11 protein-coding genes are annotated in these 14,137 nt (G+C 71.4%); 4 read left to right on the forward strand and 7 right to left on the reverse strand.

Annotated features, from left to right (window positions below; genetic code table 11):
- Positions 1 to 24: 24 nt before the first annotated feature.
- The 7 genes from ACQCO7_RS05950 to ACQCO7_RS05980 form a co-directional block, all read right to left on the reverse strand.
- Entirely contained in the window at positions 25 to 459 is a 435-nt protein-coding gene (locus ACQCO7_RS05950; protein ID WP_464070831.1) for a COG4705 family protein, read from the reverse strand.
- A gap of 620 nt (positions 460 to 1,079) precedes the next feature.
- A complete protein-coding gene (locus ACQCO7_RS05955) occupies positions 1,080 to 3,707 on the reverse strand; it encodes a non-ribosomal peptide synthetase (protein ID WP_464070832.1) in 2,628 nt (875 codons plus the stop codon).
- Positions 3,708 to 3,755: 48 nt separating this feature from the next.
- The gene (locus tag ACQCO7_RS05960) at positions 3,756 to 4,580 is read right to left on the reverse strand and encodes an SDR family oxidoreductase (protein WP_464070833.1); all 825 of its coding nucleotides are present in this window, start codon (positions 4,578 to 4,580) and stop codon (positions 3,756 to 3,758) included.
- Positions 4,581 to 4,630: 50 nt separating this feature from the next.
- Positions 4,631 to 5,341 (reverse strand): thioesterase II family protein, encoded by a 711-nt coding sequence (locus ACQCO7_RS05965; RefSeq protein ID WP_464070834.1) that lies wholly within the window; start codon positions 5,339 to 5,341, stop codon positions 4,631 to 4,633.
- Positions 5,328 to 6,479, reverse strand: a complete 1,152-nt coding sequence (locus tag ACQCO7_RS05970) for an LLM class F420-dependent oxidoreductase (RefSeq protein ID WP_464070835.1) — start codon at positions 6,477 to 6,479, stop codon at positions 5,328 to 5,330. Before ACQCO7_RS05970 ends, ACQCO7_RS05965 begins: the two co-directional genes overlap by 14 nt.
- A gap of 77 nt (positions 6,480 to 6,556) precedes the next feature.
- Positions 6,557 to 7,453 carry an ABC transporter permease gene (locus ACQCO7_RS05975; protein WP_464070836.1) on the reverse strand — a complete coding sequence of 299 codons (897 nt, stop codon included), beginning with the start codon at positions 7,451 to 7,453 and terminating at the stop codon, positions 6,557 to 6,559.
- Positions 7,450 to 8,412, reverse strand: a complete 963-nt coding sequence (locus ACQCO7_RS05980; protein WP_464070837.1) for an ATP-binding cassette domain-containing protein — start codon at positions 8,410 to 8,412, stop codon at positions 7,450 to 7,452. Before ACQCO7_RS05980 ends, ACQCO7_RS05975 begins: the two co-directional genes overlap by 4 nt.
- A gap of 139 nt (positions 8,413 to 8,551) precedes the next feature.
- Between ACQCO7_RS05980 and ACQCO7_RS05985 the strand changes: the two genes are divergently transcribed.
- From ACQCO7_RS05985 to ACQCO7_RS06000, 4 genes are all read left to right on the forward strand, one after another.
- Entirely contained in the window at positions 8,552 to 10,309 is a 1,758-nt protein-coding gene (locus tag ACQCO7_RS05985) for a fatty acyl-AMP ligase (protein ID WP_464070838.1), read from the forward strand.
- Entirely contained in the window at positions 10,306 to 11,976 is a 1,671-nt protein-coding gene (locus ACQCO7_RS05990; protein ID WP_464070839.1) for an acyl-CoA dehydrogenase family protein, read from the forward strand. Before ACQCO7_RS05985 ends, ACQCO7_RS05990 begins: the two co-directional genes overlap by 4 nt.
- Positions 11,973 to 13,682 (forward strand): acyl-CoA dehydrogenase, encoded by a 1,710-nt coding sequence (locus ACQCO7_RS05995; protein WP_464070840.1) that lies wholly within the window; start codon positions 11,973 to 11,975, stop codon positions 13,680 to 13,682. Before ACQCO7_RS05990 ends, ACQCO7_RS05995 begins: the two co-directional genes overlap by 4 nt.
- Before the next feature lie 169 nt (positions 13,683 to 13,851).
- On the forward strand, positions 13,852 to 14,136 hold the full coding sequence (locus ACQCO7_RS06000; protein ID WP_464070841.1) for an acyl carrier protein: 285 nt from the start codon (positions 13,852 to 13,854) through the stop codon (positions 14,134 to 14,136).
- Position 14,137 lies beyond the last annotated feature (1 nt).

The following is a 14,137-nucleotide window of genomic DNA, read 5'->3' on the forward strand; positions in this document are numbered from 1 at the left end:
AGCCCCACCGGCGGTACCTACGCATCACTGCGTGACACCGTGCCGGACGTCTTCGCTGGAGACGGCCAGACAGCCGACGAAACCGAGGATCACCACCGTCCAGGACAGCGTGCCCGGCCCCAGGCCCAGATCCAGCCCGCCCCGGCCGTGGCCGACGGCCATCCAGTCGGCGACGGACGCACCGAGCGGGCGGGTGATGACGTACGCCGCCCGGAACGCCGCGACCGCGTTCAGGCCGCCGCAACGGTGAGCGACAGCCGGAACGGCGATCGCGACAGCGCACAGGACGGCGGAACCCAGGTAACCGAAGCCGATCGTGGCGGTGAGGTCCCCCGCGGCGGTACCCAGCGCGAACGTGGCCAGCACGGCGGCCCAGTAGAAGCTCTCGCGGCGCCGGGTGTCGATGCTGTGGATGGACAGGGTGCCTTCGCGCCAGAGCAGCCACCAGAGCGATGCCACCGACGCCGACCGCAGGGATCGGGCCGAACAGGTGGGCCGGCCAGTCTATTGATGAAGTCGGTGAAGGACTGGCTACCGCTCAGGCCATCGACTCGCAAGACGTACTCGACGCAGGCGTTGTCGATGGACAACGCGAAGTTGTGTTGGGTGAGCGTGTCCCCGCAGGGGGCGGCGGTCGCCGCGGTGGTGGCGGTTGCACCGGCCAGGAGTATGCGTGCGTCTGTGAGAAGAGATCACCCGCATGCCCTCGAAGCCACGCACGCCGCAGACCGACTGACAGGTTCAGGTACTCACCGCGACTTTGCAATCGCCCTGGTGGTGGAGCAACTCCGCGCTCCCCATGGGGACACTCATGGACTTCAGCCGGGGGAATTACGCGAACTTCCACATGCGTGGCATTCCTGCCGCAGCGGGCCGGATCGGCGCTCCGCTTCGGCTCACACAGCGTGGGTGCGCAGGTTTTCCGGGATTCGAGCGGCAGTCGCCCGGCGTCTTCGGAAGCGAAGCCATCCGCCAGGGAACTGCCCCATCGGTCCTCACCGGCATCTCGGGTTCCAGGGTGCCCACGCCCTACGGAGGCGGTGGGTGTGCCACCGCCTCCCTGCCGACCGGTGATGGGGTCAGTCACCCGAGGATGCAAGGCTCCTGGCAACGTCGCGGACGGTCGGATGGCGGTACAGCTCTCGCAGCCGGAGCGACGGCAGACCGTGCGCTCGCAGTGCGGCGCCTATCCGGACGGCGAACAGGGAGTTGCCGCCCAGCTCGAAGAAGTCGTCGTCCAGACCGACCGGCGCGCCCAGCACCTCGCTCCAGATCTCCCTGAGCCGCTCCGCGAGGCCGTCGGCGTCGGTGACCGGCTCGGTGTCCCGCGGTGGCAGTGGCATGCCGGGCGCCGCGCATTCGGGGAGGCGGGTCGTGTCGAGCTTTCCGTTGGCCGTCAGCGGAAGCGCGTCCAGGGAGGTGACCGTGGTGGGGAGCATGTGGTCGGGCAGGATGCCCGCGGCCCGCTTGCGGACCGTTCCGGGGTCTCCGCCGGAGAGGACCACGTAGGCGTCGATCCGGGCGGTGGCGGCATCGGCGGGATCGACGCGGCGCACCACGACGGCCGCCGTCCGCACGTCCGGGTCCTCCAGCAGGACCGAGCGGATCTCGTCCAGCTCTATGCGGAAGCCGCGGATCTTCACCTGGCTGTCGATGCGTCCGAGGTGTTCGAGACGACCGTCCGGGCGGAGGCGTCCCAGATCGCCGCTGCGGTACATGACGCCGCCGGTGACCGGGTCCGGTACGAACCGCTGAGTGGTCAGGTCGGGTCGGCCCAGGTAGCCGAGCGCGACTCCGGCTCCGCCGACGCAGATCTCGCCGGCCACTCCGGGCGGCAGCAGGCGTCCGGCCGGATCCTGAACGTAGAGGTGCCAGCCGGGCAGGGCGTGCCCGACCGAGCGGGTGGCCGCGAGCGCCAGTTTCCGGGTGAGGCTCTGCTCAGTGACGTGGACCGTCGTCTCGGTGATGCCGAACATGTTCACCATCCGGCACACCGACTCGGGATGCCGGTCGAACCAGGGCAGCAGCATCCGCGCGTCGAGCGGTTCGCCGCCGAACACGACCAGCCGAACCCCGACCCGGGTGTGGTCCACGTCCAGCAACTGCGCGAAGGCCGACGGGGTCTGGCTGAGTACGGTGACCTTCTCGGACACCAGCAGATCGCGGAAACGGTCGGGTTCCCGGGAGACGAAGTACGGCACCACGACCAGCCGTCCGCCGGTCAGCAGGCAGCCCCAGATCTCCCACACCGAGAAGTCGAAGGCGCTGGAGTGGAACCAGGTCCACACGTCCGCTTCGCCGAGCCCGTACTCGTCGCGGGTCGCGTCGATCAGGGCGATCACGTTCCGGTGCGGCACCTCGACGCCCTTGGGGCGACCGGTGGAGCCGGAGGTGTAGATGACGTAGGCGACGGTGTCCGGTGCGACGGCGGAGGGAGGGACCGGGGCGTCGCCGGGCTCAGGCGCCGAGTCGAGCAGCTCGTCCGGTGTCATCGGTACGCAGCCCGTCACCGCCGGGAACTCCGGCAGGCGGGTGACCACCACACCCAGTCCCGCGTCCCGTGCCGTGTGGGCGATCCGGTCCGCCGGGTAGGCGGGGTCGACGGGTACATAGGTCGCGCCGGCCTTCAGCACGGCGAGCAGGGTGACGACGAGTTCGGCGGTGCGCTCCAGGCACACGCCCACCCGGTCGCCGGCCGTGACGCCGTGCTCGCGCAGGCCCCGCGCCAACCCGGCGGCGCGGTCGTCGAGTTCGCGGTAGGTCAGGCCGGCGCCGCCCTCCGTGACGGCGACGCGGTCCGGAGCCGCCGCCACGATCCGCGTGAACGCCTCGGGCACGCTCATCGCGGTGGTGACCAGAGGGCGGGGCGGGCGACCCAGTGCCACCACCCGGTCTCGTTCGGTCTCGTCCAGCAGATCGATGTCGTCGACCGCGGTCCCGGGCGAACGCAGGACGTGCCGGTGCACCCGTACCAGGTGCCGGGCGAACTGAGCGGCGATCGCCGTGGAGACGTGGGTGCCGACGTGGTCGCAGCGCAGCCGCCAGCCGTCGGCGTCTTTGAAGACCGACACGGTGAGCGCGAACGGCGGTGCCAGGCAGGGCACGTAGGCGCCGGGCAGCTCGGCCTCGTCGAAGAGCAGGCCGACGAGCGCGGGCCCGTCCGCGGCGGTGGGCTTCAGCTCACCGAGCGTGGGGGCCTCCGGCACGGTGAAGGAGCCATGGTCCGTGCCGATGACCGGCGAGGTCTCGGGGTCGTAGCGGCGCAGGGTGACGGCGAGGGCCGCGAGCCAGCTCGCCTCGTCGCCCCCTTCGTCCAGGGAGAAGTGGTGAGGGACGGTGGGGCCGTCGTGGCCGAGCCCCCACGCGGGGGCGGGCACGAACGCGGGTGCCTCGGGGGCGGGGCGGCGGGTGTCCGCCGTGACGGACTCGCCGGCCGCCAGGCGTGCGAGGGCCGTACGGTCCCACTGGTCGCGCGGGGCGACGAGGATCAGGTCGCACGGGCCGTCGGCGTAGCGCAGCAGGACTCTGCGCGGTCCGGAGGCGGGACGGGCGAGTTCGGCGGCGCGGCGGCGTTCGGCGAGCGCGTCCGCCGCCGGCACGGGTATGTCGTCCGTCCACAGCCCCGCAGGGGCCGTCGGGTCCGGGGAACGGTCCAAGCGCACGCGTACCGCGTGGCAGCGTGCCGCGGGAAGGAGAGGGCCTGACACGGGGGTACTCCTTGTTGTCCAGAGGGGGCCGGTACGGCTGCGCACTGCTCAGCGGACGCTGAAGCCGCCGTCCACGGTCAGGACCGAGCCGGTGATCTGCCGGGACTCGTCCGAGGCGAGGAAGACCACGGCGGCGGCGACGTCCTCGGGTTCGATCAGGGCGTTCATGGGCTGGGCCTCGACGAAGGTCTTCTCGTGCTCGTCGACGGGTACCTCCAGGGCGCGGGCGATCTCGGCGAGCATCCGGCCCTCGGCGCCCGCCTCGTCGCGCACCGATCCCGGACACACGGCGTTCACGCGGACCTTCGTCGGCGCGTAGTCGAGCGCGGCGGCCTTGGTGAGGCCGACGACGGCGTGCTTGGCGGCGACGTATCCGGCGAAGTGGCGGTAGCCGACGAGCCCGGCCGTGGAGGCGACGTTGACGATGCTGCCCGCGCGCCGGGCACTCATCGCCTTGCCGACCTCGCGGATCACCCGCCAGGCCCCGGAGAGGTCGACGTCGATCATGAGGGACCACTCGTCCTCGTCGATGTCGTGCACCGGTTTGCCGGAGGGCGCGGCGATGCCCGCGTTGTTGACGGCGACGTCGATCCGGCCGAACCGGTCCTCGGCGCGGGTGACCGCCTCTCGTACGGCGAGCAGGTCGCGGATGTCGGTCTCGGCGGTGAGGACGGCGGCGCCCGCCTCCCGGCACAGTGCGGCGGTGTGCTCCAGCTGGCCCGGGGTGCCCAGCGGGTAGGGCACCCCGGGCAGGTCGGCGCAGATGTCCAGCAGCGTGAGGTCGGCGCCCTCGGCCGCGCACGCGACCGCGGTGGCCCGGCCGAGTCCTCGGGCGGCGCCGGTGACGAGGACCGACTTGCCGTGCAGACGCATCGGGAACTCCTTGGGTGACTTCGGGAAAGGGTGTGGGGACGCCGAACGGGCTACAGCACCGTCGAGACGATCAGACGGACCAGCGTGGAGGCGGTGTCGGTCAGATACATGTGGCCGCCGGGAACCTCGACGTGTTCGAAGTCGAGGCCGGCCACCTTGCTCCAGGACTCCGCGTCGTCGTAGCCGACCAGTTCGTCGTCCTCGCCGCGGACGACCGTGAGGGGCACGTTCAGCGGGAGGTCGGTACCGGGCACGTAGTTCTCGTGCATCTCGACGTCCGCGCGCAGGGCGGGCAGGATCATCTCCCGCATCTCCGGGTCGTCCAGCGCGGGATGGTGGTAGCCGGCGAACTCACCGACCTGGGCGAGGAATTCCTCGTCGGACAGGCCTGTGGCCCGCTGCTCACGCCCCCGGGAGGGGTCCGGCGATCCGCTGACGAACAGATGGACGAGTTCGGTGCCGGGTTCGTCGGCCAGCCGGCGGGCGAGTTCGTACGCGAGCACCGCGCCGAGGCTGTGGCCGAAGAGGGCCACCCGGCCGCCGTCGTGGCCGAGGCGCTCCCGCAGCTGGGCCATGAGCCCGTCGGCGGCCTGGTGGACGTCCTGGTACGGCTCCTCGTCGATCAGCCGTTCCCGGCCCGGCAGTTGCAGCGCCACGATCTCCAGAGCGTCCCCGGCGAGGGCTGTCCAGGGGCGGTAGAACGAGGCGCCCGCTCCGGCGTACGGGAGGCAGACCAGCTTGGTCGTGTCATGCGCGGTCATGGGTGGGGGTGTCTCCTTGCGAGTCGTGCGTGCCTTGCGGGCGGGGGTCTTGCGGGGTGGGACCGGGAGCGAGGACGCCCGCGAGTTCCGCGGCCTCGGCGGCGGTGCGCAGCGCGTCGGCAGCACGGTCCGGGCCGGGCAGCCCGGGGCCGACCGGCATGAGGTTGAGGGTGGTGGCGCCGGCTTCGGCGAACGCCGTCATCCGCTCGGCGATCCGCTCCCGCGGCCCGAGCAGCGAGGTGGCGTCGAGGAATTCGAGCGGTACGGCGGCCATGGCGCCCGGGTAGTCACCGGCCAGGAACCTGTCCTGGACGGCACGGGCCTGGGCAGCGAAGCCCATGCGCTCGGCCAGCTGGGTGTAGTGGTTGTCCTCCCGGCCGCCCATGCCGCCGAGGTACAGCGCGGCGTATCCCCGTACCCGCCGGGCACAGACCCGCCAGTCGGCGCCGGTCACCAGGGGCACGCAAGGGGCGATGTCGAACCCGTCGAGGGTGCGCCCGGACTTCGCGAGGCCGGCCCGCAGGGGTGCGAGCTGCCTGGGGGCGTGGGTGGGAGAGAAGAACACCGGAAGCCAGCCGTCGGCGATCTCGCCGGCCAGTTCCAGGTTCTTCGGGCCGAGGGCGGCGAGATAGACCGGGATCCGCTCGCGGAGCGGCCGGATGGTCAGGGCGAGCGCCTTGCCGGGGCCGTCCGGCAGCGGAAGCGTGAAGTGCCTGCCTTCGTACTCCAGGGGTTCCCGGCGCAGGGCGCGGCGCACCAGGTCGACGTATTCGCGGGTACGGCCCAGCGGTGAGCCGAATCTGACGCCGTGCCAGCCCTCCGAGACCTGCGGTCCGGACACGCCGAGGCCGAGCCTGAACCGTCCGCCGGACAGGGTGTCGAGGGTGGCGGCGGTCATCGCCGTCATGGCGGGCGAGCGGGCGGGGATCTGTAGGACCGCGCTGCCGACGTCGATGCGGGACGTGCGGGAGGCGATCCAGGACAGCACGGTGACGGCGTCGGATCCGTAGGCCTCCGAGACCCACACCGCCGAGTAGCCGAGATCCTCGGCCAGGGAGGCGAGCGAGATGTTCGACGCGTCGTTGCCGCCGACCCAGTAGCCGAGATTGAGGCCGAGACGCAGGGTGGGGACGGTCATGGGTACTCCTGTGCGGGCGCGGGGGCCGGTGGCCGAGCCCGGCCGGGTCGTGGCACCGGGCTCGGTCGTGGCCGCGGTCAGCGGCTCGTGCGGGTGCGGTAACGCCATGTCGAGAGGGAGGTGAAGACGGCGATGAGCAGTACCGAGCAGGCCGCCGTGTACAGCTCGGGGTGCTGGGCGGGCCAGGCGTGCTGCACGGAGAAGCCCGGCGGGGGCGGGTTGCCGAAGAGCCGGCGCAGGGCGTTCGCGAGCGAGGTGATGGGGTTCCAGGCGGCCACGGTGGCCAGCGGGCCGGGGAGGGTCGCCCCGGAGACGAACCCGGAGGAGATGAACGTCGCCGGGAACAGCCAGATCACCCCGAGGCTCCCGGCCACCTGGGAGTTCGGCGAGATGAGGGAGACGAAGACGCCGATCCACGACATCGCGAAGGAGAACAGGAGCACCAGCAGGATCCCGGCGGCCACCTCGACGGGTCCTGTGTGCGGGCGCCAGCCCATGAGCAGACCGCACGTGGTGGTGACGGCGAGGCTTGCCACGCAGGTCGTGAGGTCGGAGGTCGTCCGGCCGAGCAGCAGGGCCACACGGGAGATCGGCAGGGTACGGAAGCGGTCGACCATGCCCTGGTCCAGGTCCCGGGAGAGCCCGACCGTGGTGAAGGTCGTGGTGAAGGCCACCGTCTGGGCGATCAGCCCGGCGAACATGTACGAGCGGTAGGCCGTGCCGCCCAGGCTGTTGCCGAAGACGTACCCGATCAGCAGGGCGTACACGACCGGCTCGACCAGGCACGAGATGAGCAGTCCTGGAGTGCGCCGCAGGTGCAGCAGGTTGCGCAGGGCGAGATCCGCGCTCTCCGCGACGACCCGGAGCACGGGATTGCGCCGGGCGCGGGTCGGGACGACGGACGAGGGGAGTCCGGTGCCGGGCGCGCCCCGGTGCGGGGCGCCGCTCTGCTGGACGTCAGTGGGCGCGGTCATCGTGTCGCCTCCCGCCGGGCGCGGCCGGTCAGGCCGAGGAACACGTCGTCGAGGGTGCAGCGACTGAGCCCGATCTCCAGTACCTCGACATCCTCGTCCTCCAGCGCGGTGAGGGCACGGCCCAGTGCGGCCCGGCCGTCGGTGGCGGCTGCCTCCACGCGGCGGGCCCTGCGGTCCACCGTCGGGGGCGCGCCGGTGGCCCGTGCGGCGGCGCGGGCCGCCGCGTCGAGCTGGTGGTCCTCGGCGACACACAGGACGAGCCGGTCTCCGGCGGCGGCCTTCAGTTCGTCGCTGGTGCCTTCCGCCACCACCTGGCCACGGTCGATCACGGTGATCCGGTCGGCGAGACGGTCCGCCTCCTCCAGGTACTGGGTGGTCAGCAGGATCGTGGTGCCGCCGGAAACCAGTTCACCGATCGCGTCCCAGGTGTCGAACCTGCTTTCGGGGTCAAGGCCGGTGGTGGGCTCGTCCAGGAGGATCAAGGGAGGGGAGCAGACGAGGGCAGCGGCCAGATCAAGGCGTCGCCGCATCCCGCCCGAGTAGGTGCCGGCGGGGCGCCCCGCGACGTCGGTGAGCCGGAACCGGGACAGCAGGTCGTCGGCGACGCGGCGGGCCGCAGAGCGGCCCAGACCACGCAGTTTCGCGAGGAGATAAAGGTTTTCGAAGCCGGTCAGCAAGCTGTCGACCGTCGAGTACTGGCCAGCCATTCCGATCGTTGACCGCACCTTTTCAGGCGCCTTCACCACATTCCAGCCATTCACGAAGGCATGTCCGGAATCCGGCTTGAGAAGAGTCGTAAGAATCTTTACCAGAGTGGTTTTACCGGCCCCGTTCGGGCCCAGGAGGCCCATGACCTCACCTGTATCCACTTCCAGGTCGATGCCACTTAAGGCAGGATTGTCCTGAAAGTGCTTATGTAGGCCGTAGAGAGCGACGGCGGACGTGGCGGGGGTAGGCACAAGTCCGTTCTACGCTCACCGTTGACCGGAGTCGATCATGGAGTGCTAAAGATCGCTTGCACCTTCGATGGCATTGCTTTGCCGTTGCGTGAAGATTTCGCTGCCGAATCGTCGACCATGATCAAGTACGTTTCCTACCGTGCGAGAATTACTCACGAAACTGAGGGAGCGGGCGGCGCTAAATCCGCGGCAGCCTGCGGTAACATTCGTCTCCGAATTCACCGATCTCAGATGCACGGTACGCGACCGCGGGGAACTGGATCTGCATTCCCGCCGCATTGCCTCCTGGCTCCAGGAGCGATTCTCCGTAGGAGACCGTGCACTGCTCGTCCACTCCCCGGGAATCGAGTTCACCACCTCCTTCTCCGCCTGTGTCTACGCCGGCGTCATCGCGGTGCCCTCCCCCCTGCCGGGCCGCTACCGCCACGAGCGCCGCAGACTTGCCGCCATCGCCCGCGACGCCAGGGTGAGTGTCGTCCTGACGCAGCGGAGCGATCTGCCGGACGTGGAGAAGTGGATCGCCGAGGAGGGCATCGCCGGGGTGGTCTGCCACGCTGTCGACGCCGGTGACGGAGACCCGGACGCCTGGACCGCTCCCGAGGTGTCGCCGGAAACCCTGGCACTGCTCCAGTACACCTCGGGATCGACCGGCGACCCCAAGGGCGTCATGGTCACCCACGGCAACCTGGTCACCAACGTCGAACGGATGGTGGCCGCGTTCGGGAACGACAGCGACACGACGTACGGCGGCTGGATCCCCCTGTACCACGACATGGGACTGATAGGCCTGGTGCTGTCCGGCCTCCTGTCCGGCAACGGGTACACCCAGATGGACCCCATGTCCTTCCTGCGCCGCCCGTACCACTGGCTGCGGATGCTGGACGCCTGCGACGTCCGCTTCACCGCCGCGCCCGACTTCGGTTTTGAGCTGTGTGTCCGGCGGGTCACCGACGAGCAGCTCGCCACGCTCGACCTGTCCCGGGTCAGGGCCACCGACGGCTCGGAACCGGTCCGCGCCGAGGTGGTCACGGCCTTCACCGAGAGGTTCGCCGCCGCGGGACTGCGGCCCGACGCGCTCATCCCCGTGTACGGCCTGGCGGAGGCGACTCTGATGGCCTCAGCCACCACCGGACGGGAACCCCTGCGCACCACCGTCGACGCCTCGGCACTGGAGGAACAGGTACTGAGGCCGGCCAGCGACGACACGGAACCGTCCCGTGTGCTCGTCGGATGCGGGGCACCGACCGGCTCCGACGTACTGATCGTCGATCCCGACACCGCGGACGCGCTGCCCGAGGGCCGGATCGGTGAGATCTGGCTCAGCGGCCCCTGCGTCGCCGCCGGGTACTGGGAAAAGACGGGCGCCACCGACACCACGTTCCGGGCGTACACCGCAGACGGACGCGGTCCGTTCCTGCGCACGGGCGACCTCGGCGGCCTCCTCGACGGTGACATCTACATCACCGGCCGCCGCAAGGACGTCCTCGTCCTGCACGGGCGCAATCTGCACCCCGCCGACATCGAGTACGAACTGCGTTCCCAGCACGAGGAGTTGGCGGGCCTGCACGGAGCCGTCTTCATGGTCGGGAACGACGACGGGCCGGACACCACTCCCGCGATCGTCGCCGTGCACGAGATCCGTGCCCACTGGGGCGCCGAGCGGCTCGGCGCGATCGCCGTCGACATGAAGCAGACCGTGGCCCGCGAGTTCGGTGTGCCGGTCGCCTCGGTCGCCCTGGTCCGGCCCGGTGGCGTCCGACGGACCACGAGCGGCAAAGTGCAGCGCTCGACGATGCGCGCCCTCTACCTCGCCCGAGAACTGGACACCCTGCACCTCGGCGAGGACCGGCTGTTCACCGCCGCCCTGGCCGAACACCGGCGGGTGACCGCGCGATGACCACCGCGGCCGGTCTGGAGACCCTGCTCGCCGCTCACGAGAGCGATGCCTTCTCACCCGACGCGCTCGCCGAGCTCGACGCCCTTGAGGAGTTCCCCGACAGCGCTGTCCGTCTCCTCGACGACGCGGGGCTGCCCGCCCACTACGTCCTGTCCGCGGACGGAGACTTCAGCAGGACCGTACGGCTGCTGCGCGCGGTAGCCCGCCGGGATCTGACCGTGGCCATCGCGCACGGCAAGACGTTCCTGGGGTCGGCCCCGGTGTGGGTGGCCGGCACGCCTGAGCAGGCCGCCCGGCTCGCCGAGCGGGTACGCGGAGGCGAGCCCGTCTGCTGGGGACTGACCGAACGTGACCACGGCGCCGATCTGCTGGCGAGCGAGTTGGCGGCGGTGGCCGAGACGGATACGGACGCCGACGCGGAAGCAGACGCTGTCGGCTGGCGGCTCACCGGCGAGAAGTGGCTCATCAACAACGCCACCCGCTCCGCCCTCGCCTGCGTCCTGGCCCGCACCGACCCGGCGGGGGGCGGACGCGGCTTCAGCCTCTTCCTCGTGGACAAGCGCCGCCTGCCCGAGGGCGCCTGGCAGAACCTGCCGAAGGTCCGTACGCACGGCATCCGCGGCGCCGACATCAGCGGCTTCACCCTCGACGGTGCCCCGGTGCCCGCCGACGCCCTCGTCGGCGAAGTGGGCGACGGGATCCCCGTGGTCCTCAAAACGCTCCAGCTCACCCGCGTCGCCTGCACGGCACTCTCCCTCGGCGCCGTCGACCACGCCCTGCGGCTGGCCCGCGACTTCGCCACCGGACGCGAGCTGTACGGCCGCCGCCTCGCCGACGTCCCGCACGTACGGCGCATCCTCGGCCGGGCAGCCGCCGCCGCGCTGACCGTCGAAGCGGTGAGCGCGCTCTCCGCCCGCTCGGTGCACACCCTGCCCGGGGAACTGAGCGCGATCTCGGCGATCACCAAGGCGTACGTGCCGACGCTGACCCAGGAGACCCTCGGTTCCCTCGGTGAACTGCTGGGTGTGCGCGGCTTCCTCACCTCGCCGCCCGGCGGCGGTTTCGCCAAACTGGAGCGCGACCACCGTATCTGCGCCATCTTCGACGGCAGCACTGTCGTCAACCGCGCCGCCCTCCTCAACCAGATGCCACGCCTTGGCCGTCAGCTGAGCCGCGGCCGGGCCGACCGCGAAGGCCTGCGGGCCGCCGCCGACCTCGGCGCCCCCCTGCCCCCGTTCGACCGCGGCCGGCTGGCACTGCTGTCCGTCACAGGATGCAGCGCCGTGCAGACGCTTCCCGACACGGCGGCACGCATGACGGAGCAGGGGCCACCGGAGGCGGGCCCGCTCATCGCCCGGCTGCTCGCCGAACTCGCCCTGATGGAAAGGGAGTCGGCGGACTTCGTACCGGCGGCGGGCGGACTGCCCAGCACCGCTTTCGGCCTCGCCGAACGCTACGAACGCGCCTACGCCGCTGCCGCCTGCCTGCTGCTGTGGCTGGAGAACCCGCCGCTGCGCACGGGACGGCTCGGCACGGACGGCCTGTGGCTGCGGGCCTGCCTGGCCTCGCTGCTCGGCGAGGACGACAGCGACGTGTTCGGCGCCCTGGCCGACGCCTTACTCGCCATGCCCGCACAGGAGTTCACCCTCTGGGGAGGTGCCGCATGACCACCACGACCGGCCTCGCACCCAAGCGCGCCGACGAACTGGAACAGCTGCTCGGCAGCCTCTCCGACCCGGCCAACCCCATCGGTGCCGCCGCCGTTCTCGCCGCGGACGAGCGTGCGGAGATGCTCGCCACCGGAGAGTCGCTGCTGCACTCCTACGGGCTGAACGCCGAGTTCGTACCACCCGAACTGGGCGGCCGGCTGGAGCGGGCCGACCACCTCGCCGAGGTGATGCGCGCGCTCTACCGACGCGACCCCGCGCTCGGCCTCGGCTACGGCGCCAGCTCGCTCATCGCCGGGGTGACCCTGTGGACCGCCGGGGACGAACAGCAGACCGGGCACGCCGCCCGTCTGCTTCTGGACGGCCGGCGTATCGCCATCGCCTTCCACGAACTGGCCCACGGCAACGACATGGCGGGTACGGAGTTCGCCGCCACCGCCGCGCCCGACGGACTGCGCCTGAGCGGCCGCAAGGAGGTCGTCACCAACATCGGACGCGCCGACGCCATGGTCGTCCTCGCCCGTACCGATCCCCGGCCCGGTCCGCGCAGCCACTCCCTGGTCCTCGTCGACCGCGCGAGCACCGATCCCGCCCGCCTGACCGACCTGCCGCGCTTCGGCACCGTCGGCATGCGGGGAGTACAGCTCGGCGGCCTGAGCTTCGACGAACTGCCGGTGCCCGCCTCGGCGGTCCTCGGCCCGCAGGGCTCCGGTCTGGAGACCGCGCTGAAGGCCCTCCAGATCACCCGCACGGTCCTGCCCGCGATGGCCACCGGGATCCTCGACACCGGACTGCGCATCACCGTGGACCACCTGACACGGCGCCGGCTGTACGGCGGCCCCGCCACCGGCCTCCCGCACGTCCGCTCGGTGCTGGCCGGCGTCTTCGCCGACCTGCTGCGCGCCGAGGCGCTCGGCGCGGTCGGCGCCCGTGCGCTGCACCTGGTGCCCGGCGCGGCGAGCGTGTACGCCTCCGCGGTCAAGTTCGAGGTGTCCCGGCTGCTGCTGGCGGCCATGGACCGGCTCGCGGAACTCCTCGGCGCCCACTTCTATCTGCGTGAGGGACGGACCGGGCTGTTCCAGAAGCTGCTGCGCGACCTCGCCCCCGTCGGCTTCGGGCACATCGCGCGTGCCGCCTGCCAGATGAGCCTGCTGCCGCAGCTGCCCCTGCTGGCCCGCCGCACCTGGTCCCGCCCCGGCACCGAGGCGCCGGACGACGTGTTCGCGCTCGCGCAGCCGCTGCCGCCCCTGTCGTACGGCCGGCTGGCCCTGCATGCCGCGGGCCGTGACCCCGTCATGGGATCCCTCCACGCCCTGGCCGAGGCGTCCTGGGCACCCGAGCACGACGACGTACGCACGCTGCTCCTTGACGACCACGCCGAACTGGCCGAACTGGCTGCCGTGTGCGGTCAGTTGTCGCCGGTGGAACTCGGCGTCGACGCCCGGCCCGAACACTACGACCTGGTCACCCGGTACGTGCGTCTCCTGTCCCGCACCGCCTGTGTGCGAGTGTGGCGGCACGCCCCGCCGGAGAGCTTCCTGGCCGACCCCGCCTGGCTGCGCGCGGCCCTGTTCCGCTCGGTGCCGGACCGGCGCCGGCCGGGCCCGCTGCCCGCCCAGGTCGAGGACGCGCTCTTCGCCGAACTCCTGGACCGCCGGGACACCGGCCGCTCCTTCGGCCTGACCGGGAGAGCGCTCGCGGTCTGAGAACCGGACCGTCGGCCGCCCGATGGCCGCCCGGCGTCCGAGATCCGTATGCCGTCGGACAACCCCTCACCCGTGACGGGCGGAGCCCGTCCGACGTACGTCCGCCGCGCTCCCGGCCCCGCCGCCCCGCGCTTCTTTCTCCCTCCGCTCAAGAAAGAGAACCCCCCTCATGACCGCTGGCAACCGAGACGTGCACACCTGGCTGACGGAGCGCGTGGCGACGTACCTGCGCCGCTCGCCGGAGGACATCGACACGTCCGTCCCGCTGGTCGAGTACGGCCTGGACTCGCTGACGGCGCTGGCCATCACCGCCGACATCGAGGACGAGTTCGAGGTGACCGTCGATGACGCGCTGACCTGGGACCACCCGACGATCGACGCACTGAGCACGGCCTTGTCCGAGCTGTTCGGCAGGCAGCCGGAAGCGGCACCGACGAGCGAGAAGCAGGCCTGAC

The organism is Streptomyces saintjeani (assembly GCF_055409605.1).

Bases quoted from the DNA above. Each gene is read 5' to 3' on its own strand.
- ACQCO7_RS05965 (WP_464070834.1), bottom strand. From the start codon at position 5,341: ATGACCGCGCATGACACGACCAAGCTGGTCTGCCTCCCGTACGCCGGA.
- ACQCO7_RS05970 (WP_464070835.1), bottom strand. From the start codon at position 6,479: ATGACCGTCCCCACCCTGCGTCTCGGCCTCAATCTCGGCTACTGGGTC.
- ACQCO7_RS06000 (WP_464070841.1), top strand. From the start codon at position 13,852: ATGACCGCTGGCAACCGAGACGTGCACACCTGGCTGACGGAGCGCGTG.
- ACQCO7_RS05975 (WP_464070836.1), bottom strand. From the start codon at position 7,453: ATGACCGCGCCCACTGACGTCCAGCAGAGCGGCGCCCCGCACCGGGGC.
- ACQCO7_RS05995 (WP_464070840.1), top strand. From the start codon at position 11,973: ATGACCACCACGACCGGCCTCGCACCCAAGCGCGCCGACGAACTGGAA.
- ACQCO7_RS05990 (WP_464070839.1), top strand. From the start codon at position 10,306: ATGACCACCGCGGCCGGTCTGGAGACCCTGCTCGCCGCTCACGAGAGC.
- ACQCO7_RS05960 (WP_464070833.1), bottom strand. From the start codon at position 4,580: ATGCGTCTGCACGGCAAGTCGGTCCTCGTCACCGGCGCCGCCCGAGGA.